This window comes from Calyptranema fuscum S582 (genome assembly GCF_055793305.1).
The window spans coordinates 1-25,131 of the sequence record NZ_JBSLYH010000033.1; the positions used below are offsets into that span (position 1 = coordinate 1).

A 25,131-nucleotide genomic window follows, 5' to 3' on the forward strand; every position below is an offset into this window, starting at 1 on the left:
CCCAGCTGCGCCATCGCACCCAAGTCTGACCCCTGCTCCCGTATGCCTTGATGCTGTTCTAACATCTGAATCTTTTGATCCAGCTCTGCCAGTTGCCGTTCATAATCCCGCTGACGTTCTTGCAGCCGTTCTAAAAAATTGCGTCGTTCTGACCCTTTCTCACGAACTTTTTGTTGATAAAGGCGGCGTTGTTCTAAATACTCGACTTGTTGGGCAATGTCTAAGACGGCTTGCTGAAGTTTGGGTTGTCGTTGCTGTTGGGTTTCTAACTGCGCCGAGAGCGATCGCAACTCATCCAACCGGGCACTAAGTCGGGTTTGCACCCGATCTAACCCAGCCTGCAATTGTTGTTTGCGATGGAGCAGAGGCGTTGCTTGCACCTGGAGGTGATCTAATGCCGTTAACCGGGCACGCGATTGCTGAAGATGATGCAGCGCCGTTTCCAGCGTTTCTGCTTTGTTTAAAGTTTGCTGGAGTTCTTGCTCTTGCTGGTGCAGGGTGTCTAATTGCGTTTCTACCTGTTGAATACGCTGGGTTACGTCGGCGATCGCCTGTTGCCGTTGCTGATGCAGGTGTTGCCGCTGGGCAATTGCTGCTTGATGGGCATGAAACTTAGCAGTTTGCTGCTCTTCTTCAAGTTGCAGCTGTTGAAACTGGGCATAACCATTGGCGATCGCCCCGGCTTCTCTCAAACGATCTGCCAGGGTGTGCTGTTGGTGTTGGGTGGCAGTGAATTCCTGCTGCAACCGTTGAATGTCTTGACTCAGGTGTTGATATTGTTGCCGTTGCAAGCTCAACTGCTGGTTCCAGGTTTGCCGTTGCTGTTGTCTGGCTTGAAGCTGTTTGAGCTGAGCAGACGCCTCATCTTGCTGCCGTTGCAATTCGGCAAGACGCGTATTGAGATGGGCTTGTTCGCTCAGTAAGGCATCTTCTTGTTGAAGTTGGCTGGCGATCGCCTCTTGATTGCGTTCTAGTAAGGTTAACTCGGCTTTGAGCTGGCGCGATCGCTCTCTGGCTCGTTCTGCCAGGTTGTCATATTGATCGAGCTTGAGCAAATCTGCCAAAATTTGTTTGCGATCGCCCGGACGCTTGAGCATAAACTCATCGGCTCGCCCCTGGCGTAAGTAAGCAGAGTTGATGAATGTTTCATAATCGAGCCGCAAATGTTGCAAAATCAAGTGCTGCGTTGCCCGCATTCCGCGTTCTGTCAGCGATCGAAAGCCTTGAGGCGTTTTGGCTTGAAACTCTAACGAACTGGTTTGCCCCCGATAGCGGGTGCGAATGACGCGATAGGTATGGTGATGATAGTCAAAACAAAAATCGACCCGTGCTTCGGTTTCACCTTGATGAATGACATCATCTTCTGCAACTGCCCGACTTTCACCCCAAATCACCCAGGCGATCGCCTCTAATAGAGAGGATTTCCCTGCCCCATTGGCACCGGAAATACAAGCTACATGCAAGCCACTAAAATCTAACGTGACATCGCGGTAGCTCAAGAAGTTTTTTAAAGTCAGTTGCAGTGGAATCATGCAAAACCAGGCGCAAGCACTTGATCCTACATTATCAGTACAATCGCACTTTAATACACCTGCACTTGAAATTATTTTGGGTTTATCGCCATTTTCAAGGGGGTAACGTACGCAAGGTTGAGAGAGAGCCGCGCGGTGCGCGGCTCTCTCTCAACCCCCGCCATCTATTCAGGTGCGAGGCACTATACCTTATGAGGTACATATGAAATTGCCTGTGAAACTGAAAGTTTCACAGGCAATTTCATACCCAAAATCAGCACCACTGATGGAAACCCGTGGGGTTAATCGGGTGTCGATTTTTGATTTTTTCGGCGAGAGGATGTTGTTTTTTTGACCACAGGAATCGTTACAGGGGTTTCCATGGGCAATAGGCGACTTGAAGGTAACGTTAGCCCTTTAATATATCCCCGAATTAACGTGGGCATGGGAAAGGGAGAATTGCCCACACGGGCGATCGCCTCGATTTGGTATACCTGATCGGCAGTTAAACCCAGGCTTGCCAACCCTTTTTCTAATCTCAACTTGGGAGAATAATTGAAAACATCTGCCATTGTTTTCAGGGTGACATCGCCCAATTGAATCTCTGGCTCGGGGCTATAAGGCTTGGCATAAAACGAGATCCAAATGTTCAGCCCCAATGGCATCAGCATATGAACAAAGTGGTCATTGGCATTATCGCTAAACGACAATTTGAGGCTTAACTCAACGGGGTCGGCGAACTCAACCTCTGCTTTCCATGGCTGGTCAATGGCGCAAATGGCTAAGTCAGAAACTTGACAGTTGAGTTGAGTGGTTACTATTTCAGAATGATTCATGACAGTATCCTCATCTCTGCTAAGGGTTGATGGTCTTGCTACGCAAACTGGCAGGCACTTGAGGGTACCTGCCAGTTGCGTGTCTTATCCTAAGTGCTCAGTCTCATACGTTGCACTTGCAGATCAGGGAGCCAGGGATTAAGGCATCCCTGATCTGTAAGATGCGGTTTACGGATTGTAGACTTGAACAGCCAACCCTTCAGTGAAACCATTCACCAGTGCAGGGAATGCGATCGCACCCACACGCAATACAGCTGCTAGTTTATAAACGCGCTCAGCATCAAGCGTTGCGGATTTTGCTGCTGGGATGTTTGCAATCAAGTCATACGACAAAACGGCACCAGAGGTGGAAGCGGTAGCGACACCCAATTCGATTTCATCGCCAGGACCATAGGACTCTGCAAAGTAGGTCACTTTGATCGGCAAATTCAGAGGCATCAACGCAGCGGCACCAGGACCCCCGAAGGTGACTTTCACACGCAGGCTGAATGGTTCGCCTGTGCGGATGATTTCATCGGGGTTAGGACCAGGAGCGGAAATGCTGATGTCACTGAGTGTGCAGCTTAAAGGGGCGATGTTTACTTGAGTTTGCATTGAAGTAGTCTCCTTTCATATAGTGTGTTGGGTTGATAAAGCGGTGAAGCGTTGAGGTATCGCTTGGTTGAGCTTGCTTGCCCTGGGCTTCATCGCTCTGGGCTTATCAACATGTCCTTATGATGGCAACACTACCCCCTGAGAAACATTCCCCTCGGCGGGTACTCTTTTTTCAATCAAAATTAGCTATCTTATACAGCGTCACTGATCCCTATAGCGATTTTCGATTGAGTGGAGTACAGATTATTGTTTGCAAGCCATGCAGAGCATGGCTTGCAAACAATAATCGGGTTCTAGCCGAGCGCGAAGCGCTATAGTTTTTCTACGATCACAGAGATCCATTGCTTTTTCTCAGGGTGGAGTTTTAAAGACTTGATTTCATAGCCTTCTTGATCTACTACTTGTTGAATGGCATCGAGGTTTTCGACTTTTACCCATTCTTCAACCCGTTCGGGTTGGGCATACCGCAGTAACCCTGCCAAACATCCAGTCGCCCAGCCGTCCATGAAGCGATCGCCTTTGCCAAATGCTTGAATGATATTGGGGTTGGTGCCGTCTGCCGTTTTTTCTGCCACAACCAAAATTTGCTCCGGGTCGGATGGATGCACCGTTATGCCCGTAATGCTGTAGTTGTATTTCTGCAAAACACCCCGAAAATCTTTGAGTTTGGCAAGAGTAATCCAGTCTTTGAACTGCCGGGGCGCTTCGTATTTCAGCCGACCGGTGAGTTCTCCGACAGCAAAACCATCGACAAAACGTTGTGACTGGGTGTCCTGAGGCATGGTTAACTTCTCCGTAAAGGGAACGCGACGATAAAACGGTAGTGACTTCATAGCGGTACGCATTAGGGTCAGGAGGGGGTGCAGGGGTGAAACCCCTGCGTGGGGGCACCGCCCCCACCCCCCCTGATGTCCTGACTGAATTGCGTAGAACTATAGAACGATTTTGGCTGGTGCGGACTTTGTCCGCACCAGCCAAAATCATTATTTTAAGGACGACCGATTAAGGAAATAGTATGCCCCTTTTGCCATGCAGAATAAAGCAACGGTCGCTAATTTTCTTAACAGTTAATGGGCGGATCTGAGTCCGGAGCCGTTGAAACGTAGTAGCACAGCCATCATTTGGATCGAGAGGATCGAGTTTGTGGCTGACTTGAGAGTGGCGCGTCGTGCTGCTCCACCCATTTTTGACCCACAGGGATTGCGATCGCTGAGGATCGTGAATTTAATACAACCGAAGATTTGTGTTGGGCAGCGTGGCGTTGCCGATCTGCCCAACATAGACGTCCGGGTTTGAGTTAAGTTGCGATCGCCTGGAACCCATCTAACCAAGGCTTAGATCATGTTTGCCAGGATCCTGAGTCTTGCAGCTATTCTACGAAACGCCCATTCCAGAAAAGACCTTCCAGTTCTTCAACTGGTCAGTCTAGGACTTGAGAATTGGGCTGTCGTAACTCTCATGTGCCGAAATTTACGGATCAATCATTGTAGTGGCATAGAGCTAGTGGCTGTTATCGTTTCTGTGACTTTCGATAGAGTCAAGCTTCTACCAATGAAATAACTGAGTAACGGATCAACCTGTGTTGCCAACCCCAAATTGTGCAACAGCCGAGTTGGGAGGCAAAGCCTCCCAGAGGAATCTCACCCTCTCTCTGTCTTTCAAACGGTGTGATCGTGTTACTCGTCAATTTAGTGGACTGTCAATTTTGATCGGTAGGATGCAGGGATCAAATTCTTGTAGGGGAGTAAAACCTCCTTTTCCTGCCTTCATTGATGGGACAGACCATTAGTTTTAGCCATTGACAAGAAGTCATGTAGAGTTCATTCAAAGCCCCCAATAATGAACACTGTAATTGACACACCCAACCAATCAACTAAACTCTCTGAACCGATTCAGAGTTCTCGATCTGAACCTGCCGTTACACTCGGTGATCAACCGTCTGTTTTTGTAAAGGAGGTGATAGAAAGTCAAATTGATGGCGTTTTAATTCTGACAGAGCAAGGAAAGGTGATTTATGCCAACGCCCTGGCTCATCACTTATGCCATCAACTCATTCACACCGATCAAGATTTAGACACTGTTCCTCAACAGGTCTGGCATATTTGTGAGGCATTGATCGAAAGTCGCCATCTGTTTCCAGACTATCTCTGGATTATTGACGACAAAATTGAGACAGACCGTACTACATTACGAATTCGCGCTCGCTGGATGAAGGTTTCCGGTAGTCCGTCTCCGTGCCTGTTGGTCACGTTGGAAGACCGTAAACAAGCTCTGAAAAATTTAGCGATGGCGGAGGCTCATCGCTATCGGTTGACCAGCCGTGAGGCAGAAGTTTGGCTTTTGCGTCGCTCTAATCTGACGTACAAGGCGATCGCTGCCGAATTGCACATTGCGTTAGATACGGTCAAAAAGCACCTGAAAAGCGTTCATGCCAAGCGGGATGCCTTTGAATGGGCAAATGAATAACGCGATCGCTGTACAGATTGATTCAGTCTGATGGTGTGGGGCGCTCCGCGCCCCACAACACCGTTTCTTTACTTAACAAACTTGCATACCGCCATAATCGCGTCAGCCTATCGTTTTGGCAGTATTTTGGCAGCGTAACGTCACCAATACACATCAATGTCTTGCTATTTGAGAGAGCGACGGCAGAGCCGTCGCTCTCTCAAATAGCAAGATAGATTAATTTACATGTGCTCCTGAGCACTTGCTCATCCCACGTTGAAGGAGATATAGAATTCATGCAAGATGGACTTGAAATGCAATAAGTAAAATAAGGGTGTGATACTGTTTCTACCAGATGTGTTTGATGAGCAGTTTTGCATGTAGTTTCCCAGCCTGTCTTACATGACTCCATCCCCACCCTCTCCTCAACCCCCTAATCCCACCAAAACCCTGCTGAACAGCATCACTCAGGCGGTTCAAACGGTTGCCAAAGTCAATTTTTCTAAACTCAGACTCAAGCCAGATGCCAGAGTGCCAGAGTTATGGGTGCAAGATGCCGAGGAAGAAAAAGCGCAGGTTTATCCGCTTTTAGGCGATCGCTATCTCCTGGGTCGCAGTTCTCGGTCATGCGATATTGTGGTGCGCAATACCGTTGTGAGTCAGGTTCATCTTTCGATTAATCGAGAAAGTGGCAAAGACAATCCTCATTTTTTCCTTCAGGATGAAAATTCTACAAACGGCATTTATAAAGGCAAACGCCGCATTACTTACATTTCCCTGCGAAACAAAGATGTTTTAACCCTGGGTCCCCCGGAGTTAGCGGCGGCTGTCAGACTGCAATACGTCGATCCACCCCCGTGGTATATCAAAGCACTGCAATACGGATTCTATGGGGTCAGTGGGATAACGGCTCTGGTGATATTGGGAATCGTTGTCCAGTGGCAGCGCTTTAGTGTCTATCCCCTGCCCACCTCCATCCAGGGGCCTGTGATTGTTTATGCTCGCGATCAGGAGACTCCGCTGCGGGTGCCGCGCAATCAGACCCATGCGGAGATGAAACAGTTATCCGAGTTTTCTCCGTACCTACCGGATGCCTTATTGGCATCGGAAGACTCGCGCTTTTATTGGCATATGGGCATCGACCCGATCGGCATTTTGCGCGCCCTGTTGACCAACCTGCGAGGCGGTGAAATTCGAGAAGGGGGCAGTACGCTATCCCAACAGCTGGCGCGGAGTATTTTTCGAGATTATGTCGGCACCGAAGACTCTGCCTCGCGCAAAGTGCGTGAAGCGATTGTGGCGCTGAAGTTAGAAACCTATTACAGCAAAGATTTTGTGTTGCTGACCTATATGAATCGGGTCTACATGGGCAGCGGCACCTATGGGTTTGAAGATGCAGCGCAGTTTTACTTTGGTAAGTCGGCAAAAGATTTAGATGTTTCTGAAGCGGCAACGCTGGTGGGAATTTTGCCTGCTCCGAATATTTACAATCCTGTGCAAGATTATGGTACTGCCGTAGAATTGCGCGATCGCATTATCAATCGTATGGCAGCTCAAGGCAAAATCAGCCTGGAAGAAGCCCAACGGGCACGGCGATCGCGTATTGACATTAATCCAGCCGCGATTGAAGAATTGCGCAGTACGATCGGACCCTATTTCTACAGTCAAGTTTTTTTAGAACTCGAAGATCTGTTGGGGCAGCAACTGGCTCAAGAAGGCAACTTTATTGTTGAAAGCACCCTCGATCGGCGGATGCAGTCGTTTGCCGATAGCAGTTTGCCCAGCTTTATTGAATCCACCGGCGATGCTTCGGGCTATACCCAGGGAGCTCTGGTAACGCTTGATGCCAAAACTGGAGGAGTGTTGGCAATGGTGGGTGGGGTTGATTTTCAAGAAAGCCAGTTTAATCGTGCCACCCAAGCCATTCGGCAACCCGGTTCAACCTTCAAAGTGTTTGCCTACACGGCGGCTATTGAAAAGGGCATCTCTCCCCGAACCAGTTATTCATGTGCTGACTTCTCTTGGGGTGGGCAGGTGTTTTCGGGTTGCTCATCCGGCAGTTTAGATATGTATTCAGGCACCGCCCAGTCTGCCAACGTGATTGCGCTACGGGTGGCACAAGATGTGGGGCTGAACACGGTCGTCGATCTGGCGCATCGCATGGGCATTAAATCTGAACTCAACCCTGTACCCGGTTTGGTGCTGGGGCAAAGTGAAGTCACGCTGCTGGAGCTGACCGGAGCCTATGGCGTATTAGCTAATAGCGGAGTAAGAAATCGTCCCCATACCATTCAGCGAATTTTGGATAGTAGTGATTGCAGCGATCGCAATGACATTACCACCTGCCGCGTGATTTATGACTATGCTCAAGACGCTGAAGCCAACGTGACCATATTAGATGCCAATGTTGCCGAGACGATGACAGGTGTCCTTCAGGGCGTCGTTCGATCGGGGACGGGGCGCAATGCTTATTTGGGGTTGGGTGAAGCGGGTAAAACAGGGACGACCAATGACAATACCGATCTCTGGTTTGTCGGATATTTGCCCCAGCAAGATCTGGTGACGGGCATCTGGTTTGGCAACGACGACAACACCCCCACCGGGGGAGCCAGTTCTCAAGCTGCACTCTTGTGGGGTGAGTATATGAAGCAAGTGGTTCGGTAAAGGCAGACGCCTGAAACAACATATACAGGTTTTGCTGACATACTGCTGCCATTTAGATTTATATGGGCTATTATTACAGCGAGACACAGTTCAGCAACAGGTTACAAGGATTTGCGGCTAGCACTCCTTCACCGTTTTCTGAACTCACCCTCATTTGATTTGGATTGGAGAGGATCGTGACTATTTACATTGGCAACCTGTCTTTTCAGGCTACCGAAGAAGATCTGATTGAAGTATTTGCTGAGTACGGCAAAGTCAGCCGGGTCAGCTTACCCACAGATCGAGAAACTGGTAGGAAGCGAGGTTTCGCTTTCGTTGAAATGGAAGATGATGCAAAAGAGGATGCGGCGATCGCTGAGCTTGACGGAGCGGAATGGCTCGGTCGAGAAATCAGAGTCAACAAAGCCAAACCTCGCCAAGGTGGCAATGAGCGCGGTTCTAGAAGCGGTAGCATGTCTGCCTGACAAGCAGCTTTATTCAGCGCCAAAACCAAATAGCATTCGGGAGACGAGCATTCTTAATCAAGGCTTCTCTCCTGAATCAGGCTTTCTTCTCGTCCTTTAAGGATAGCACTGAGAAGTAGTTTCTGATTAATTCCCGGCAATGTTCAGTCGAGTTCTTGCCGGGAACAGAAACTTCGTTTTTTGAAAATATGGATGAAGTATGGGAGTGAGGTTGCCTGACTCCTAATTTTTTTGCGTCATTTTTTGACGCTATCGTTTGCCAATGGGTTGAGTCATGGCTTTTGTCTATCAACGAACGGTTCACTTTTCCGATACTGACGCCGCTGGGGTGGTCTATTTTGCCAACGTCTTGTCGATGTGTCATGAAGCCTATGAAGCAGCCTTAGCGGCTTCCGAGATAAATTTGCGCCATTTTTTTTCGGGTGTAGAGGGAGCCGTTCCCATTGTTCATGCCAGCGTAGATTTCTTTAAACCCATGCGATGTGGCGATCGCCTGCTGATCCATCTGACACCCCAAGCCCTATCTGAAGACACATTTGAAATTCGTTATCAGCTTTATTTTGTTGATCATCCCGATCAACCGATCAGCCAGGCTCTAACCCGACACATCTCGATCGATCCCGTGCAACGCATCAGATTGCCATTACCGATGCATCTGGTTGAGTGGATTGGGCGGTGGGGTAACGATGAAGGATGAAGGGAATCATTCCAAAAATAGTATTGATTGTGGCGCGGGCAAAGCCCGCGCCACGCCCCGGCGTCGCTGATTTGGTCTATAAAATTTAGAGTGAGTGCCGCCCGAAACGCGGTACTCACCCTAAATTTGGTTGCGGGATTAAGCAATGCCTCACGTCCCCTCATCGTTGGGTGCTTGAACCGGATTTGATATAAGATTTCGATCTAAGGGGTTATTGATATCCGCTAGCGTGTGAGATGCCGATGAAAGGTGATAGCAAATATCAATCGTTGCTGGACTATTTACGTCGGAGTAGCGATCGCGAAGTGATCCTACCGTTTGCCAAAATCGAAGAGATAATGGCGGAAAAATTGCCAGAGTCAGCCAGGGCAAAACGAGCCTGGTGGAGCAATCGCAGTAAAGGAGCCTTACAAGCCAAAGCCTGGATGGATGCTGGCTATTTAGTAGAAGATGTCGATTTTGAAGCGGGAATTGTTACATTTCTCAAACCCCAGGACGTATATACAGTCGAACGAGTGGGCGACACAATCAAATGGACAGGAGAATTGGTCAAGGGGCTGCGACGTCACATGGGCATGACTCAAACAGAGTTTGCCGAAACGCTCGGTGTTCGCCAGCAAACCGTCAGCGACTGGGAAACCAATGCCTACGATCCCCGACGAGCCATGTCTAAATATCTGACCATGGTGGCAGACCAGGCAGACTTTGCTTATAAAGAGGAACGTTGACAATCTAATCCTGAAAGATTCGACGCTACGGATTTGGGATATGAACTTTGGTGTGAGTGCGGCGCAGCACTCACACCAGAGTTCATAGCTGGGTGAAGCAAGGGCAACGATTCGATATCTGTTGTTGACATTTTACAGTTTAATTTGTATTCTGTCAGATATTGGTTGACAGAATACAAATTAATGTTATGAATCATGCTGCTGATCCAACCCTGAATGTTGACGTAAAGATCCCTCTGCTACACCGTCATTTTTCCCTGTGCCTCACCTCTGATTTGACAGCCTTAAACGCAGAAGGTGACGTAGAAGAGATCGCGACTGAGTCGCTTTCCGACCTGCCTGACCGAGAAGCCGTCAAAGTATTGGTCATTGGCTCGCGTCATGGTGTGACGAATATTCTGCAAACGCTCTATCGCTTGGGCTTCGCGGAGATGAGCGAATGGAGTCCGTTTTTGCCGGGACCTAATCCCGGAGAAGTCATGACCATTTTGACGCGCTATCTTCTGACGATGCTGTAGGTTAGAGCCAGTTGCCAATCAAAACAACCGGACTCCAGTAATAAGGTTGGTTATATTGCGGGTCTTGCAACAGTGAAAGTTGTGCCTGACGCAACGCTTCTGCCTTCGTTACATTTTCATGCACCAGCTCTTGATAAAACTTACCCATGAGCAATGCAGTTGCTGCGTCATTCACACTCCATAAGGTAGCAACCGTGCTACGAGCGCCAGCCCGAACGGCTACCCCGGCTAAACCTAACGCTGCCCGATCGTCTCCGGCTGCGGTTTGACACGCACTTAACACCAAGAGCTCAATGGGGCGACGACGGCTAATATCACTGGCTTGTAGCAAACTGCTTAAGTCGTTGACATTAATCCGGTCATCCCACGTCAAGATAAAGGTATCTTCGGCTTGAGAGCTGAAAACACCGTGGGTGGCTAAGTGGACGACTGGAAAGGGAACTGCATTGATGGCATCTTGAAGCGTTATGTGAGTAAATTGCTGATCCAACAATGTCCGACTGGTCACTTCCGGTTGAATCGTCGCAAATTCTAAGCTGACATTGGGTAAGGGAGGAAAATCTTGACGGGCTTCGGTTAGCCCTGCCATCAAAACGTTGATTTGCTGGGATTGCAGAGATTGTGATTCTAACAGTTGCAAACTGGGGGTCAGCGCCAAACTATACTTTTCAATCAGATAGCGATCGCCATCATGCAGAACGGCCATCGGGATATTGCGCAAGACCCCATCTAAAACAAACACCAAAGTTCTGACCTGGCTAGTTTCTAAGTCAGATTCAATCGGTCGAATTAGCCAATCATAAACTTGGGTGGCAACCGCTTTAACGCGATGGTTAGCAGGTTTTCTCTCAACAAATCCGCGAAGCTCTTTGACGACTTGTTCGATGTCTGATTTAGATCGAACCGTGGTGTAGTGCTTCAATATTTCTGGGTTAGATTCCGAGTCTACTTGCTTTTCTGTAGAAAGATTGGAGAGGTTGGCAATGGGGGTGTCTATGGGTTGAGGCAAGCTCACAATCACCTCCAAGCGATCGCTCAAAATGATCGGGTAAATGACCGCTGCTCGCCGATCGACGTCATCAATTTGGACTTCACGAGCATTCAAACAGGCTTCCCGAAAGAAGTTATCCAACTCTGCCAATTGCAACGACTCAATAGTTTTCCGTGCCTGTTCTAAATCTGCCTGAGTCGGTTCTATACCGGGATCCAGTAAGAGCGAAACCAATTCTCGATGAATCGGTTCGATGCTATCTCGGAATGAAAACTGCACGTCTTGATTGACGGCAACCAGGTCGCTGCGCAGCGATCGCAAGGTTGTAACCGCATCACTATACGCAGCGATCGCCATTTCTCGTTGGTTTTGAGCTTTGAAAATCCGTCCCAATTGCCATTGCCAAAGATAGGTAATATCAGCGGCATAGATCTGTTGCGACAAATCCAGAGCTTGTTCGGTCAAGGCTTGTGCATCTTGCCATTGCTGCATCTGTTCATACACCTTGCCCAAATTACCCAGCGCGAACGACTCTGCCCGTAAATCTTGCAGTGCATGGGCAGACTGAATGGCAGTCGTTAATAATTGAGCTGATTCTAGAATGGATGCATTGGCAGCTTCATTCGCGGCTGCATCAGTAGCATTGGGCATTGCTTGATGTAGTGCTAACAGGTTTTTAGCAAAATTGACTTGAGCATAGACCGCTGTGCGACCGGGGGGTAGTTGATTAATCCGAGTTGAGATTTGAGGAATCAGGGCGATCGCCTCTGCGGTTTGATTCGTGTCAGAATTTGATGGCTGGTCGATGAGCAGACTCAGGTGATTCAATAACGCATGAATTTGAGTCACTAACGAACCATCAATCACCGCTTGCCGATAAGCATTCAAAGCTTGAGCACGCCATGCAGCTGCTTCATCGGGGGTTGCAATCTCTTTTTTGATACTGCTTTGGGCATAGAATGTATTCCCCAAACTGAGCTGGGTCGCGGCGATTGCCTGGGTGTATTGCAATCGCTGGGCGATCGCCAAACTTTTTTGTAAAACTTTAGCAGATTGGGTAAATTCTCCCGTTACCCGCAAGGCATCTCCCAAACTCCGCAGTGCCACCACCTGGGCAAGGGAATCTGGCTGATCTTGAAGTAGGGTTTGGACATCGTTCAACAGAATAATAGCTCGACGATAAAGCCCTAAGGCTTGCAATGCTTCGGCTTGATTGATCTGAGTCCGAACGATGCCATCTTGATCGGCTAACACCTGGTAAATGGCAGTCGCTTGTTCCCACGAATGTAGTGCCGCTTCTGCTTGCCCCTGGGATAATTGCAGCCGTCCGGAGACATCAAACGCTTGTGCTAATACGGCTTGCTGGTCTAAATCAGGGATGCTGTGCAGACGATCGAGTGCTGTTGTAATTGCTGTTGTCGCCGCCTGCCACTGTCCCAATTGTTGATAGACCAGGGATAGGTTACTCAAGGCGATCGCTTCTCCTACCCCATCTGCCTGTGCCTGGTATTGCTGCACTGCCCGTTCTAACGGCTCTACGGCGGCGGCAAATTGTCCAGCGTCATATAGCGATCGCCCCTGGTCTAGCAACCGCTCTGGGGCAGGTGTTTGAGCCATGGTTGGGGTCATGGGTACGATGCTGTCACCCGCAGGATGAGTCGGCGTCGTAGATATCGAAGACCCAGGCGTTGCCCATACACACACGATGACCGTCGATACAACTACCCCTAAAAACCACTGCGATCGCTGCCATCGGGGTCGCTGCCATCGAAGACCTGAATAGAGATGAGCCTGGTATAAATCCCTTGTGAACCAGACAGAGGCGATCGCACGGCAACGATCCAAAATGTGGGTTAAAACAGTCCGTTGCCCGGTTTGTTTCGCTGGTTTTCTGCTCATATGCCACTTTTTCAACCCAGGGACTTGAGGATCGGAGACAGTCTATCCAGACGTCATCCTACTGACCTGAATTTTATCTCGGATGACTCGATTGGCAAGCATTTGCAGCAAACCGTTAAAAAAACTGATCAGGAGCAGAATACAGCTGCATCCTTGCATACGTTAATCTTTACTAGAGGTAAATTACGATAGCACTCGCCTATTTAGCCTTTTTGTAGGGAATTTCATCTTCAATACATCCACGTTTTTCAGTCATTCACCCACCCTTGGCACCGCCCATATGAAGACGTCTTGTTCCTCTAGTTCAACCATGGCGATCGCCCTGATTACCGCCATTTTGTCCATTCCAGCCCATGCCTTAGCCTTGACTCCGCCTTCCGCCCCCTTATTAGAATCCTCCGCTTCATCTAGACAAACCTTGCCTCTGACGGGCGATCGTCGGACTCCTGTGCTTTTCTACGCTCAGACAACTCCTACGACCGTGCTACAACAACAGGGTACTCTTGCGTCTGGCGATGCCGTGCTTGCATCCGATGGTAGTTTTTACGACGCTTATACGTTTCAGGGGCAGGCAGGGCAACAAGTGACGATCACCTTAGATAGCCAAGAGTTTGACACCTACTTGATTCTCAATGGCGCAGATGGTGGTGCGATCGCCCAAAATGATGATATTACTGCCCACAATCGCAACTCGTCTCTAACCCTAACGTTACCCAGCAACGGCACCTACACTGTCCTTGCCAACTCCTATGACAGTAGTGGGCGTGGTCGATATACACTCACCATCACGTCACTATCGGCAACCACTCATTCAACGTCCCCTTCCAATGCCGCAACAGGCACAAACCTGCCGGGTCCCGGTTCTTTGCCCGACAATACTCGGTTCGCCCAGCAAAACTTTAGCCAAACCCTATTTCAACAAATTCATCGAGATGCTCAAGTCTGCGCCGATAATGGATTAGACGAGTGGTGCTCTTACACCCAGCGATATATTTTTCGTGATGCAATCCTGTTACTGCAAAAAGAGGAAACAGCATCTGTAGGATACACGCTGGCATTGATTGAACCTGTATCTCAACAACAGGGCTTAGCCTATGCCAGGATTTTAGATGATCAGGATAGTTTCTCCTTTACAACGCCTGCGTCTCAATCAAATGCAGTTATTACCTATGAAGACTGCTATTTCGAGGATGACATTTTTCTCTGCACGTCTCAGTTGCATTTGGCAGCAGACGGCAGAGTGTCGAGCATAGACGTTTACTATTCAAGTCCCTAACGATCGTGAATGCACACCATCTAATTGTGGCTGAGTGCGCGACAGCTCTGCTGTCGCGCACTCAGCCACAATGATTAAGGGGTGGTAGATGGCTCCAACGCGGGTGCATTCGACGTGGAAGGTTGAACCACCGCAGGGGCACCGCTGGCAGAATTCGCCGGGGGTTGTTTGAGGTAGTCGTAGACCGTTCGACAGATTTGCCGGATTAACTCTTGTGCCCGACCATCATCAGAGGAGCGTTGCATCAAGACGGTAATGATAAAGCGCTTGCCGTTGGGCATATCTACAATGCCTGTATCGCCTACCATACTGTCGATGGTGCCCGTTTTGTGGGCAATGATCGCTTCACTATCAGACACGCCTTCGGGGATCAGAGTGCTGGTCACAGTGCCCTGCATAATTTCCATCAGGCGATCGCGCGATCGCAACGACAGCAAATCTCCCTGGCTAACCTTCACCAGCAGCTCCGACAAATCTTTGGGGCTGGTCGTGTTAGTGCCGCTTAAATCTGCCAGAGGATTACGAATCACCGTATTTTCCAGGCCCCAAGACTGAAACTGTTGGTTAAGCAATTGTGCCCCACCCAATCGCCGGATCAGCATATTAGTTGCCGTATTGTCGCTAATGACAATCATCATTTCCGCCGTTTCCAATACCGTGTATTGGGTTCCCACGGGTTGATATTGCATGTCGCCCGATCCTTCAGCGACATCCTGAGATTCCATCGTCAAGACTTCATTCAGCTCTATCTTGCCTTGATCGACTGCTTGCAGTAACGATACCAAAACAGGCACTTTAATGGTGCTAGCCGCCGGGAATGATGTAGACGCATTCACATCCACATAGGCATTGCTGTCTAGATCAACCAAAAAGACACCAGGGGTCATATCGGGATACTGAGTTGCCAAACTTTGTAACGATCCCTTCAGATCGGTCAACTCTCGCCCCAATTGTAAGAAAGCCGTACTTCCCGGTTGACTGGATCCCGCGATCGCCTGACTGGAGCTAGATGCACCCGTGCTAGGTGCTGCTTGAGAGACCCCATCGGACTGATGAATGGCAGGGCTGAATAAAGACAGAATGGTACCGGCGATCGCCCCGACCCCGACCCCAAGAATCAACAACCGCAGCGCATAGATCAGAGGTGATGGTTTGCGTCCCCGTCCCTGGCTCTGGCGCTTACGTTGGGCGGCAGCCGATGGTGCCGTTGAGGCACTCCCCAACACCCCATGCCCAGTACGGCTGCGGTTGGCTTCAGCTGGCGAAACGGGACGCGGCTTGATGCGAGTGACGGGTTGATTGGGTTTGGCAACGGGTTGCAGGGGAGCTTGCGAATGTTTGCGCCAGTCGGGAACGGCTTGAATACCAGAATTGGGCGATCGCGTTGCCCCACCGCGTTTGAACTGGGTGGATGGGTTTGGCTCGTTGGCTAGCAAATTCCGCAAGTTAAAGCTATCGTTCCGGTTGGTTGCATCTGCCCGACTGCGACGGGTTGGCTTCCCGGATTGCGCCAGACTACCCGAGCGATCGTTTTGTGGCGAATAGCGATCGACCGGGCGGATACGAGCATCGGTATCATTGACAGAATTAGGATTGCCCCACGGATTTGGACGACGGAGAGGGATCGGCTGCTGGGATGGGTACTGCTCTTGGGCAGAAACCTGCCGACGACGTGATCTTCTTGAGCGATTACGGGGCTCCAGCACTAGTTAAACCTCCACGACACCTGGGAAACGCAATTGGACTATCGCCTGGGAAACAGACTTTAGTCTACAGCACCGACTTAGAAAGTAGTTGCTTGAATGGTTGAATTTTAGCGCTAGATTTCTCGAAAACAATACATTTTTGTTTCAAAATATATAATTTCTCACGCTGACGCGATCGCGAAGGATTGGGGTTCTCATAAAACCTGACTCGTTTTGAGAGAGCGACGGCTCTGCCGTCGCTCTCTCAAAACGGTTTACGCCTCTGGGTAACTCTCTGTTGCATCGGCTTCAGCGGCTAGAGATTTGGGGTGGAATTGCCCCCGTTGCAACGCCCACTCGACTTGACTAATAATTCCCTGCACCATCCGCAGTTCCTTCTCTGACGGGTACGCCCGATTCAACAACCGCCTAAACTTTTTCATGCGACTGCTAGCCGTATGGGGAAACAGATATCCTACGTCTAACAACAACGCTTCTAACGTCTGATAAAACCGTTCCATTGCTTCGCGGGTTGCCAGATCCGTTGCCAGCGCCGACTGGGAATAGGCTACAGCATGAGTCACCAAAGGTTCGCCAGGATGATTTACCCCGTCAGCCGATGGTGGCACTGCCGACGGTGATGGACTGGTTTGTGAACCGCTGGCTTGAGTCAGGCAACTGGCGGCAAACAACTCATAACAGCAAATTGCCACAGCCTGCGCCAGGTTGAGCGACGGATAGACCTCACTCGACGGAATTCGCACATGCCGTTGGGCGTAGTTCAACTCAAGGTTGCTTAATCCCCGGTCTTCGCGCCCAAAAATCAATGCCGCATCCCCAAGAGGTTCGGGTGTCAATAACCAGGGCAGAGCCGTTCTGGGAGCCTCGACCTCAATTGCCAAATTCCCGCAATCTCGACCGACAGTGGCGATCGCCCGCTGACATCCCTGTAACGCATCCAGCAACGTGTCAACCTGCACCGCCGCATCCAGCACATCGGCAGCACGAACAGCCATTAACCGCGCCTCTTCGCCCCGCACATCGCATTGAGGATTGACCAACACCAACTGGCTCAATCCCATATTTTTCATCACCCGTGCGATCGAGCCGACATTCAACGCCCCCGCAGGCTCAACCAGGATAATTTTAATGCGATCGAGAGGAGACATGGAAAGACGAATAAAGGCTAACGGAAGACGAGCTAATAGCTAATAGCTAACAGCTAATAGCTAACAGCTAATAGCTAACAGCTAAGGATCGTGGATTGAATAAGATCGACTATTAAATCTTTTGAAGGGGCGAACGGCCGTTCGCCCGTACAGCAAATCATCGATGTTATTTAATTCCTATTCCTAAGGAGATTGCTGAAAAAGATGTTACCCCTGTGAGGCGAAGCATTCGTTAGATAGTCTTTGAGCTAACAGCTAACAGCTATTAGCCAACAGCTATTAGCTAACAACCTACCCCTTACTCATCAATCTGCCACAGTTCTTTGTTGTAATCTTCATCCAAAACCTTACGAGGACGCATGACTAGAACTACTTTGCCAAACAGAGGGCGATCAGGTTGCTCCTCAAACCAACGAATTTGTAACTCTTGCGCCTGCTCTACCAAAAAATAGCTGAGCACATCCCACTGCCGCTGTGCCCGATCGACCACGATCAAGACCTCCTCCTTAGACTCTTCCGCTTCCATGGGCAGTTGATGGTTGTCTGCCAACAAAACCACCGCATCTTCTGCGGCTAACACCACTTGCCAACCCGGAATCGTCACCCAGGCTCCAGTGCCAGAAAAACGCACAATGCTAAAGGGACCCTCTTCTTCCAGCAGCGGCACTGCCTGCAAATCGGCAACGGTCAGCGGCAATTTGCCCACCACCGGCAATATTTTAGGAACCTCTCCATCCGTTTCCAGACGGTACAGAGGCAAACGGGGTGCCGGGATCGACTTCGTAACCGTGAAATCTGTGAGTAATCGTTCAATTTGCTTGCGTGCCAGATCACTGCTGGCAAACCGTAGACCCAAGGCAATCAGCCGCGATCGCGCTTGCAGATCTGCTTGTTGCCGAGCCAATCGCCAATAGTAATGCGCAACCGCATCACCGGGGTAAGCCGAAAAATCTGCGGGCGGTTTAGACAGCCGGGAGAAATCCTTTAAAGCTTTGACCACCTCATGGCTACCTTCGGAGTCAATCCCCTTTTCCACAATCAACGTTGCCGCTGCTGCTCGCTCTTCTTGTTTCAACACCCGCAGTTCATATAACGTATCGCTGCCCGTGCGTTCAAACCGCGATCGCACCGCATCAGATATACCCACCGCCACGATCGAGGCATAAACCTGAGCTGCCACAATAATTTGATTTTGCTGAATCGGCTCAAACCCAGTGGCTTCAAAAATTTGCTGCGGACTGTAGCCTGCTTTTTGCAGCTGCTGACATGCCTGCCCCCACTCTGCCCAAATTCCTTCCTTGCGACGTAGCGATCGCAACAATTCTTCGGCATTAATTTCGGGCGATTGAGCAGAACCCTGAGAGTCTGGTTGATTGGGTGACATATTGACCATGTACGACAAAAGAAAGACAGATTAATGAGGTGACAGCAACAGCTCAGCGAGTTAGGACATGCAAACCCTGGTTCAGAACTGCGCCCTTTCCCCTGTCCTAAGCTTAATGGCGATCGCTCTCAACCCACTTGAAAAAATAGAGGTTTTCCGATGAACCTTTGCCATCTTAACAAGAGCACGAGCCGCAATGTACCGTCAAATGGGTCTTATAGTAATTTTCAATGGCGTGAATACAAGGTGTTGTGAGAGAGCCGCGCGGAGCGCGGCTCTCTCACAACACCCGTAACCTATCCAGGCGCAAAGCGCTCCATGGAAATAAAACGACCCAGAATTTATGTTGCACCAGCTTGACGAATCACCCTGCTTCAAGAGATGATGTAAAACGCATCCAGGGGCTATAGCGCAGTTGGTAGCGCACCTCAATGGCATTGAGGGGGTCAGCGGTTCGAATCCGCTTAGCTCCATTTGTTAGAAGTATTGATTTTCTCGGGTTTTGACCGTTCTAGGCGGGTTGTATTAGGATTTTCCTATTCTCAATAAAGAGTGTCTGGAAGCTTCAGAAAGCGTCTGGGTATGTCTAAAATTGGTTCGGAATTGGTATGACCCCCTCAGTAACTATCTGATAATCTCAACAATTTCAGCCAGATCTGTCAAGTTACAATCGCTAGGGTCGATGCTATGCTGGTTTGCGCGCTGCTTCATGCTCTAGTGTCATATCAAAAGCGATCGCGCCTCATCTGACTACTTCATTGAGGTGCTTCAGGCTTTATCCCCAATTCTTCGCAATCGTGATTGGGCTTGAGAGTACATCCCTCTGGTAGTCGGGTATTGCAGAGCTTTGCCGCACTCAATTGTTCTTCTGTCCAAAATTGGACATGGCTGAGGTCAGCATAGCTGAGGTTGGCGTTGTTGAGATTTGCATTCGTGAGATTGGCATAGCTGAGGTTAGCGTCGCTGAGGTTAGCGTCGCTGAGATTCGCATTCGCGAGCTTGGCATAGCTGAGATTGGCATAGCTGAGGTTGCTATTCCTCAAATCGACGCTGTTGAGTAGCGTATTGTTGAGATTTGCATTTCTCAAGTCGGCACTATTGAGGTTGACAGTATTGAGATTTGCATTTCTCAAGTCAGCACTACTCAGATCAGCATCTTTGAGTTTGGCACCTTCAAGAATGGCACCGCTAAGGTTAGCACGGCTTAAGTAAGAATTTCTGAGCCTAGCCCGCTTGAGATTCGCGTGACTGAGGTCAGCGTCACCTAGAGTAGCTTCATCGAGCCAAGCATCGCTGAGATCAGCCTTGTTGAGGTGGGAGTAGCTGAGTTGGGCACCTCTAAGAAGGGCACCTCTGAGTTCGGCATCTCTAAGATCGGCAGCAGCTAAAGGAATATCACGAATTGCCTCAGATTCAATCAAAAACCTGATCAATGATCCTTTTCGCGCTCCATCTAGTTCACAGAGAACTGCTAGAGTTTTAGCACGGGCAACCGCCTTAATTCTTGTCGTACTCCCAACTTCTTTTTCTCCATCTTCAGATGGATTTGGAGTTCGATCCCAAGCTGGATCAAGTAGTAGCTTTGTCATTTGATCCAAATAGTCTTTCAGAATAGCTTGGCGATTGCGATCGTCTGCAATTGCCTCTTCCTGACGGTTGCGATCGGCTGCGAGATCTTTCTCTTTCTTTTCACGGGTTGCTTCTTGCCTTTTTAAGACTCCTTGAATCACAAAGCTAGCTATTGCGAATAGAGTGGGTACAATTAACAACCCAATCCATTCCCATGCCGATTTTCCCCAGAAAAGGGCTGTTTCTAAATTGATCCATGTGGGTAGCCATGTCCAAGATAGAGCGATCCATATAGTTGCTATAAGTGCCACGAGGAATATGGCAGTGAGCTTCTTGTCAATTTGCCAGGGACGCTTGGGAAACGCTAGATTTTTGAGGAGATTAATCCACTTCTGCTTAGGCATCTTTTGAAAGATAAAAATTATCTCATTTGCATGATTATGGCAAAGGTTAATGAGATTGAGCGATTTAAGAAGACAGGGCAGGATATAGGATAGGGTCAGTAAACCCTTTATCTAATCGGTTTACAGCCTTGTCCTATGCAGGACAAGACACAGGACAGGACAATGAATGTAGAACTTGACCTGATTGCGGTAAGTCAGTTGAGCGATCGCTATGGGGTGGCTCGCTCGAATATTTATAACCGTCTCTCTGGTCTGCATATCGAACCGGAGAAACAGGGGAATAAGGCGTATATCAATGCGGATCAACTGGCGCTGATGGATGCGTTGGATCTACATCTCAAGGGCGGGGGTGCGATCGCTGATTTTCGCTCAGATACTCAATTGTCTTATCGTCCTACAGGACACCTAGAATCGTCTTATAGGACACAGGACAACACTCGCCATGAAAGCTTAGCAGTTAGCCATCAAGCCTCTGCGATCGCCCTGGCAGGGTTAGGATCGTGAAGTAAATAAGATCGAATATTGGATCGTTTGGAGGGGCGAACGGCCGTTCGCCCGTACAACAAATCATCGGAGTTATTTAATTCCCATTCCTTAGTGGATGCGATCGCCAGTAAGTTGCAAGACTTGAAGCTGATGGGATAAAGGGATGGTGGGAAAGATGAGGGATATGGGGGTGGGATGAAGGTGTCTATATAGTGGGCGATCGCGCTACTCAAAATTTATGGGCAGTGAGGTGTGGTATTTCTAATTTTGTTTTAAGGATGGTGTTAATAGATAACGTGAAGGTTTAACAACAGGTAAGTATCAAAACATCACTCTAAGCCTATAAAAGAATTAGAGCTGCTTTTTGTGGGGTTCTCCGCTTCACATTCCAAATAGAACTTAAGGCAGATGAAATAGGTTGAGAACGGCACTTCAACCAGAGATGGAAATCCCTGCATCTGCGTCTACAACCCGTCAAAAAGCCAGTATCAGTAGCCCCTCTACAAGTGGAGGCATTATGGTTATTCAATTGAATCCTTTGCCTTTCCCAACGGGTCAACAGGTGTGGCTAAGTTTATTGGGTACAGGCGACTTTAATGAGGATGGCATTCTTGATTTAGTCTCTAACTACAGTTCAAGTAGTAGCAGTGCAGCGGATAGTTCAGGCATCACTCTTGCTTTGGGTAATGGCACAGGCGAATTTACGCTCGCAGGATCAACGGAAGTTGTGAAAAAGAATATCCTGTCGGCGATCGCGGTAGATGATGTCAACGCCGATAGTCACTTAGATATCATTGCTGGACATTACTTTCCTTTAGGGCAAGAGACTATATTTTCAATATCATTTGGGGATGGAGCTGGAAACTTTAGCCCATCTATTGCAACAACTGTATTCAATCAGAGAAGTGATATTGAGGCAATTGTCCCGGCAGATTTTAACAATGATGGATCGCTCGATCTCTTTGTTAGTACATGGCAAAGTGAGAACAGAAGTGCGTTGATGTTGGGGGACGGAACAGGGCAATTTACCCTCTCAACACCTCTTCAGAGGTCATTTGCTCCTATGCAGGGTGCAGACTTTAACGGCGACGGCAATCTGGATATTGCAACACGAGATGGATTGTTACTAAGCGATGGTGCAGGAGCATTTCAATCAGTGCCCTATTCTTCTGGGTCGTATATGAAAGATCTAGCCACTGGCGATATTGATGAAGATGGCGATACTGATCTCGTTATCTTAAGTTCCTGGCAAACGGGGTGGTATAGCTTTGAAAATCGTCTTGCGGTGTTGCTGAATCAAGGAACAGGACACTTTAAGAGTGTGACTGGAATGTTGACTGGAAGCAGCTCTGCGGAATTTGAGTTTAATCAGAAAGTCGAATTGGCTGATCTCAACAATGATGGGCATCTGGATCTGATCACCCAGACTTTCTTTGAAGATAACGCTAACAAACTTGAAACGATGGCTTTGTTGGGGAATGGTAAAGGAGGTTTTAGTAATCCGATCACATTGCCATTTCAACTCAGTCATGCCGTTTTGACTCAAGACTTTAACGGAGATGGCAAAACAGATGTAGCAGTAGGGGCTTCTGAAGAAGGAACGCTTTGGCTCAACGCTTCTTTTGGCACAGACTCCATTACGCAATCGGGTCAATGGGTGGATGCCTCAAGCGAGCAGGATGGGTTTCTGAATGTGAATCTTCTCAAACATTGGCTCGTTTTTAATGGAACGTCCAGAGTTCAAAAAGATATCCCTGGTGCTCGCCATGTAGTGGGTACAATTCAATCCGATCGCCTGCGGGGTAATCGCTTTGCCAACAGGTTCTATGGATTGGGTGGGAGCGATCGCCTGATTGGTAATCGTGGCGATGATATGCTGGTTGGTGGGCAAGGTAACGATAGTCTCACAGGCGGTGGGGGTAGAGACAGCTTTGTGTTTTCTAACCAGCTCATCTACCCGTCAGGCTTAGAAATTGCTCTATCCGTCCGTCTGGGCGTCGATCAAATCACCGACTTCACACCAGGGCAAGACACTTTAATCCTGAAACATAGTGGCATTTTTTGGGAATTGCCCACGGGAACACCTGATAGTTTTCAAGTAGTGAGGTCTAGAGCTGAGGCGAAAATCAGCAAAGCAATCATTACCTATCTCGAACGCACAGGAACGTTGTTCTATAACCCCAACAAGCGGAGTGAAGGCTTTGGTAAGACTGGAGGAGCATTTGCAGATCTACAAGATGGATTGGTGATCAGTGCAAGTGATATTCAAGTTATCTTGTAAGTGTTTCACCCAATATTTGAGCAATGATTTGGTTGCGATCGCCTGTCACAGTTTGGTGAGGGGTTAAGGAATTGGGTGAAGTGGGGGACGGATCGTTCATGACGGGGGCGACTGACGGTGCGGGGGCTAGTCGAATTCAGGTGCCCAGATGCTGGACACTTCCATTTCCCATCCGGGTAGAAGGTCGGGGACGGTGAAGCGATCGCCATTTTGCAACATCACGGATTCGGCTTGATCGTGATAAACCTCGATGGTCTGGGTGCGGTAGTCTACCAGTGCGCCGACGGTGGTGCCGAGGTCGAGAAACTGCCGAATTTTGGCTCTCAGGGCATCCAGGTCGTCGGTTTTGGAGCGAACCTCAAAGATCAGGTCGGGAACGAGGTTGGCATAGTCTTCGGTGGTGCGTTTTAGCCGTTCGGCTTTAACAAAGGAGGCATCGGGGGCGCGGATATCGCCATCGGCATTGGGCAGCTTGAAGCCTGCACTAGAAGCGGTGACGCGCCCTAGCTTGCGCGGTCTGACCCAGTTTCGCAATTGGGCAACAATCTCGGCGGCGATTTCATCGGATTCAAACCCAGATGGACTCATAACAATGATGGCTCCATCGACGAGTTCGAGGCGGTAGTCGGGGTGTTGGTGCTGGAAGCGTTTGAGGTCTTCGGCGGTGAGAGTCATGGTGTCCTCCGATCGGCTAGCCTAGTTGCCCAAATGACGCACGTTACCAACAATAGAACCCAATACAATACCGCCGCTCACTTGCTCAATCACTTGATTCTGGTTGCCTGTTACGTTTGTCCTTATGCCAGGGGCAACGTTGGGAGCATCGGTTTGGAGAATTTGGGCGATCGCTTCTGCCAGGGCAGCATCACTTTCTAATAGTTTTTTCAACTGCACGCGTAGGACAGTTTGCAGGTCTTCATCGTCTGGAGTGGTTGCCAGGTCGGTAGCCGCTTCTTTGGCAGCCGCTTTGGCTTCTACTTTGGGATGCAATTTTTCCCAAACGGCTTTAGCTTTCGTCCAGGCATCTTCGCCAAACTTTCCGGCAGCAGTTTCAGCCGCTTTTTCGGCAGTAATATTGCCCAATTTCAGGAGAAAGGGCAGGAAGGGGGTGAGGAATGCCGTGAGGGTAACTGGATCCATAAGACAATGTCAGGGGACTACATATGTATAAGCTATTCCATATCTGACCCACAGCGTAACTGATCCTTCGTTTCCGATGCCAGGTTTGACGAAAAATACAGACCATCTCAACGTGCGGCTGAGATGCAGCTTTTGCGGCGCTATTGAGAACAAACGCAGCGATCGCAGTCGGCAGGCAGTTCGTCAAGATAGATGCGATACAGGCGGGTGCTGTTGTCGAAGTCCTGGTAGTGGTTGGGTAAGCCAGGATCGAAGCGGCGTTTGGTAAAGATCAGGACAGCTCGCCAATCATTATTAGGACGGTAGTCATTGAGGTAGAGAAAGATTTCGCTAAAGAAGCTGGGGTAGAGGTCACCTTTTGGGTCGCCCAGCAACGCCCTACGCCCACAC

At 49.2% G+C, this 25,131-nt stretch carries 23 protein-coding genes and 1 tRNA gene; 12 read left to right on the plus strand and 12 right to left on the minus strand.

Features of this window, described 5'->3' with window-relative positions:
- The 4 genes from ACR6Z4_RS20605 to ACR6Z4_RS20620 form a co-directional block, all read right to left on the minus strand.
- Positions 1-1,532 (minus strand): AAA family ATPase (locus ACR6Z4_RS20605; protein WP_479719200.1); only part of this gene is annotated, 1,532 nt, incomplete at its 3' end.
- Positions 1,533-1,813: 281 nt separating this feature from the next.
- Positions 1,814-2,347 (minus strand): hypothetical protein, encoded by a 534-nt coding sequence (locus tag ACR6Z4_RS20610; RefSeq protein ID WP_479719201.1) that lies wholly within the window; start codon positions 2,345-2,347, stop codon positions 1,814-1,816.
- A gap of 168 nt (positions 2,348-2,515) precedes the next feature.
- Positions 2,516-2,941, minus strand: a complete 426-nt coding sequence (locus ACR6Z4_RS20615; protein ID WP_479719202.1) for a hypothetical protein — start codon at positions 2,939-2,941, stop codon at positions 2,516-2,518.
- Positions 2,942-3,252: 311 nt separating this feature from the next.
- A complete protein-coding gene (locus tag ACR6Z4_RS20620) occupies positions 3,253-3,774 on the minus strand; it encodes a hypothetical protein (RefSeq protein ID WP_479719203.1) in 522 nt (173 codons plus the stop codon).
- A gap of 310 nt (positions 3,775-4,084) precedes the next feature.
- Between ACR6Z4_RS20620 and ACR6Z4_RS20625 the strand changes: the two genes are divergently transcribed.
- The 7 genes from ACR6Z4_RS20625 (at position 4,085) to ACR6Z4_RS20655 (ending at position 10,457) form a co-directional block, all read left to right on the plus strand.
- On the plus strand, positions 4,085-4,237 hold the full coding sequence (locus tag ACR6Z4_RS20625; protein WP_479719204.1) for a hypothetical protein: 153 nt from the start codon (positions 4,085-4,087) through the stop codon (positions 4,235-4,237).
- 543 nt (positions 4,238-4,780) lie between these two features.
- Positions 4,781-5,407 (plus strand): helix-turn-helix transcriptional regulator, encoded by a 627-nt coding sequence (locus tag ACR6Z4_RS20630; RefSeq protein WP_479719205.1) that lies wholly within the window; start codon positions 4,781-4,783, stop codon positions 5,405-5,407.
- Between the two features lie 381 nt (positions 5,408-5,788).
- The gene (locus tag ACR6Z4_RS20635) at positions 5,789-8,050 is read left to right on the plus strand and encodes a transglycosylase domain-containing protein (protein ID WP_479719206.1); all 2,262 of its coding nucleotides are present in this window, start codon (positions 5,789-5,791) and stop codon (positions 8,048-8,050) included.
- 176 nt (positions 8,051-8,226) lie between these two features.
- Positions 8,227-8,514 carry an RNA recognition motif domain-containing protein gene (locus ACR6Z4_RS20640; protein WP_479719207.1) on the plus strand — a complete coding sequence of 96 codons (288 nt, stop codon included), beginning with the start codon at positions 8,227-8,229 and terminating at the stop codon, positions 8,512-8,514.
- Between the two features lie 274 nt (positions 8,515-8,788).
- Complete coding sequence (locus tag ACR6Z4_RS20645) at positions 8,789-9,211, plus strand: acyl-CoA thioesterase (RefSeq protein ID WP_479719208.1); 423 nt, start codon at positions 8,789-8,791, stop codon at positions 9,209-9,211.
- 242 nt (positions 9,212-9,453) lie between these two features.
- A complete protein-coding gene (locus ACR6Z4_RS20650; RefSeq protein WP_479719209.1) occupies positions 9,454-9,939 on the plus strand; it encodes a helix-turn-helix domain-containing protein in 486 nt (161 codons plus the stop codon).
- Positions 9,940-10,127: 188 nt separating this feature from the next.
- Positions 10,128-10,457 carry a hypothetical protein gene (locus ACR6Z4_RS20655; RefSeq protein ID WP_479719210.1) on the plus strand — a complete coding sequence of 110 codons (330 nt, stop codon included), beginning with the start codon at positions 10,128-10,130 and terminating at the stop codon, positions 10,455-10,457.
- A gap of 1 nt (position 10,458) precedes the next feature.
- On the opposite strand, the gene ACR6Z4_RS20660 is transcribed toward ACR6Z4_RS20655, so the two are convergent.
- Entirely contained in the window at positions 10,459-13,347 is a 2,889-nt protein-coding gene (locus tag ACR6Z4_RS20660) for a CHAT domain-containing protein (RefSeq protein ID WP_479719211.1), read from the minus strand.
- 280 nt (positions 13,348-13,627) lie between these two features.
- Here ACR6Z4_RS20660 and ACR6Z4_RS20665 point away from each other — a divergent pair, with 280 nt between their 5' ends.
- Entirely contained in the window at positions 13,628-14,623 is a 996-nt protein-coding gene (locus tag ACR6Z4_RS20665) for a PPC domain-containing protein (RefSeq protein WP_479719212.1), read from the plus strand.
- 74 nt (positions 14,624-14,697) lie between these two features.
- On the opposite strand, the gene ACR6Z4_RS20670 is transcribed toward ACR6Z4_RS20665, so the two are convergent.
- From ACR6Z4_RS20670 to ACR6Z4_RS20680, 3 genes are all read right to left on the minus strand, one after another.
- Complete coding sequence (locus ACR6Z4_RS20670; RefSeq protein WP_479719213.1) at positions 14,698-16,329, minus strand: serine hydrolase; 1,632 nt, start codon at positions 16,327-16,329, stop codon at positions 14,698-14,700.
- A gap of 254 nt (positions 16,330-16,583) precedes the next feature.
- On the minus strand, positions 16,584-17,477 hold the full coding sequence (locus ACR6Z4_RS20675; protein WP_479719214.1) for an RNA methyltransferase: 894 nt from the start codon (positions 17,475-17,477) through the stop codon (positions 16,584-16,586).
- 298 nt (positions 17,478-17,775) lie between these two features.
- Positions 17,776-18,870, minus strand: a complete 1,095-nt coding sequence (locus tag ACR6Z4_RS20680) for a RuBisCO accumulation factor 1 (protein ID WP_479719215.1) — start codon at positions 18,868-18,870, stop codon at positions 17,776-17,778.
- Positions 18,871-19,261: 391 nt separating this feature from the next.
- On the opposite strand from ACR6Z4_RS20680, the gene ACR6Z4_RS20685 reads away from it, so the two are divergent.
- Positions 19,262-19,334: transfer RNA gene (locus ACR6Z4_RS20685), tRNA-Ala, on the plus strand.
- A 282-nt stretch (positions 19,335-19,616) separates the two neighbouring features.
- Here ACR6Z4_RS20685 and ACR6Z4_RS20690 read toward each other — a convergent pair.
- The gene (locus ACR6Z4_RS20690; protein WP_479719216.1) at positions 19,617-20,834 is read right to left on the minus strand and encodes a pentapeptide repeat-containing protein; all 1,218 of its coding nucleotides are present in this window, start codon (positions 20,832-20,834) and stop codon (positions 19,617-19,619) included.
- A gap of 162 nt (positions 20,835-20,996) precedes the next feature.
- Between ACR6Z4_RS20690 and ACR6Z4_RS20695 the strand changes: the two genes are divergently transcribed.
- From ACR6Z4_RS20695 to ACR6Z4_RS20705, 3 genes are all read left to right on the plus strand, one after another.
- The gene (locus tag ACR6Z4_RS20695) at positions 20,997-21,338 is read left to right on the plus strand and encodes a hypothetical protein (RefSeq protein WP_479719217.1); all 342 of its coding nucleotides are present in this window, start codon (positions 20,997-20,999) and stop codon (positions 21,336-21,338) included.
- 18 nt (positions 21,339-21,356) lie between these two features.
- Positions 21,357-21,479, plus strand: coding sequence for a hypothetical protein (locus ACR6Z4_RS20700; RefSeq protein WP_479719218.1), 123 nt, complete (start codon positions 21,357-21,359; stop codon positions 21,477-21,479).
- 358 nt (positions 21,480-21,837) lie between these two features.
- Positions 21,838-23,601, plus strand: a complete 1,764-nt coding sequence (locus ACR6Z4_RS20705) for an FG-GAP repeat domain-containing protein (RefSeq protein WP_479719219.1) — start codon at positions 21,838-21,840, stop codon at positions 23,599-23,601.
- A 126-nt stretch (positions 23,602-23,727) separates the two neighbouring features.
- On the opposite strand, the gene ACR6Z4_RS20710 is transcribed toward ACR6Z4_RS20705, so the two are convergent.
- From ACR6Z4_RS20710 to ACR6Z4_RS20720, 3 genes are all read right to left on the minus strand, one after another.
- Positions 23,728-24,276, minus strand: coding sequence for a Uma2 family endonuclease (locus tag ACR6Z4_RS20710; protein WP_479719220.1), 549 nt, complete (start codon positions 24,274-24,276; stop codon positions 23,728-23,730).
- Between the two features lie 21 nt (positions 24,277-24,297).
- Complete coding sequence (locus ACR6Z4_RS20715; protein WP_479719221.1) at positions 24,298-24,741, minus strand: hypothetical protein; 444 nt, start codon at positions 24,739-24,741, stop codon at positions 24,298-24,300.
- Between the two features lie 140 nt (positions 24,742-24,881).
- Positions 24,882-25,115 (minus strand): DUF2887 domain-containing protein, encoded by a 234-nt coding sequence (locus ACR6Z4_RS20720; protein WP_479719222.1) that lies wholly within the window; start codon positions 25,113-25,115, stop codon positions 24,882-24,884.
- Positions 25,116-25,131: the final 16 nt, after the last annotated feature.

What these genes read in the sequence shown, in the direction of transcription:
- ACR6Z4_RS20610 (WP_479719201.1), bottom strand. Translation starts at nt 2,347, where the DNA reads ATGAATCATTCTGAAATAGTAACCACTCAACTCAACTGTCAAGTTTCT.
- ACR6Z4_RS20615 (WP_479719202.1), bottom strand. Translation starts at nt 2,941, where the DNA reads ATGCAAACTCAAGTAAACATCGCCCCTTTAAGCTGCACACTCAGTGAC.
- ACR6Z4_RS20620 (WP_479719203.1), bottom strand. Translation starts at nt 3,774, where the DNA reads ATGAAGTCACTACCGTTTTATCGTCGCGTTCCCTTTACGGAGAAGTTA.
- ACR6Z4_RS20630 (WP_479719205.1), top strand. Translation starts at nt 4,781, where the DNA reads ATGAACACTGTAATTGACACACCCAACCAATCAACTAAACTCTCTGAA.
- ACR6Z4_RS20635 (WP_479719206.1), top strand. Translation starts at nt 5,789, where the DNA reads ATGACTCCATCCCCACCCTCTCCTCAACCCCCTAATCCCACCAAAACC.
- ACR6Z4_RS20645 (WP_479719208.1), top strand. Translation starts at nt 8,789, where the DNA reads ATGGCTTTTGTCTATCAACGAACGGTTCACTTTTCCGATACTGACGCC.
- ACR6Z4_RS20650 (WP_479719209.1), top strand. Translation starts at nt 9,454, where the DNA reads ATGAAAGGTGATAGCAAATATCAATCGTTGCTGGACTATTTACGTCGG.
- ACR6Z4_RS20655 (WP_479719210.1), top strand. Translation starts at nt 10,128, where the DNA reads ATGAATCATGCTGCTGATCCAACCCTGAATGTTGACGTAAAGATCCCT.
- ACR6Z4_RS20660 (WP_479719211.1), bottom strand. Translation starts at nt 13,347, where the DNA reads ATGAGCAGAAAACCAGCGAAACAAACCGGGCAACGGACTGTTTTAACC.
- ACR6Z4_RS20665 (WP_479719212.1), top strand. Translation starts at nt 13,628, where the DNA reads ATGAAGACGTCTTGTTCCTCTAGTTCAACCATGGCGATCGCCCTGATT.
- ACR6Z4_RS20675 (WP_479719214.1), bottom strand. Translation starts at nt 17,477, where the DNA reads ATGTCTCCTCTCGATCGCATTAAAATTATCCTGGTTGAGCCTGCGGGG.
- ACR6Z4_RS20680 (WP_479719215.1), bottom strand. Translation starts at nt 18,870, where the DNA reads ATGGTCAATATGTCACCCAATCAACCAGACTCTCAGGGTTCTGCTCAA.
- ACR6Z4_RS20690 (WP_479719216.1), bottom strand. Translation starts at nt 20,834, where the DNA reads ATGCCTAAGCAGAAGTGGATTAATCTCCTCAAAAATCTAGCGTTTCCC.
- ACR6Z4_RS20695 (WP_479719217.1), top strand. Translation starts at nt 20,997, where the DNA reads ATGAATGTAGAACTTGACCTGATTGCGGTAAGTCAGTTGAGCGATCGC.
- ACR6Z4_RS20705 (WP_479719219.1), top strand. Translation starts at nt 21,838, where the DNA reads ATGGTTATTCAATTGAATCCTTTGCCTTTCCCAACGGGTCAACAGGTG.
- ACR6Z4_RS20710 (WP_479719220.1), bottom strand. Translation starts at nt 24,276, where the DNA reads ATGACTCTCACCGCCGAAGACCTCAAACGCTTCCAGCACCAACACCCC.
- ACR6Z4_RS20715 (WP_479719221.1), bottom strand. Translation starts at nt 24,741, where the DNA reads ATGGATCCAGTTACCCTCACGGCATTCCTCACCCCCTTCCTGCCCTTT.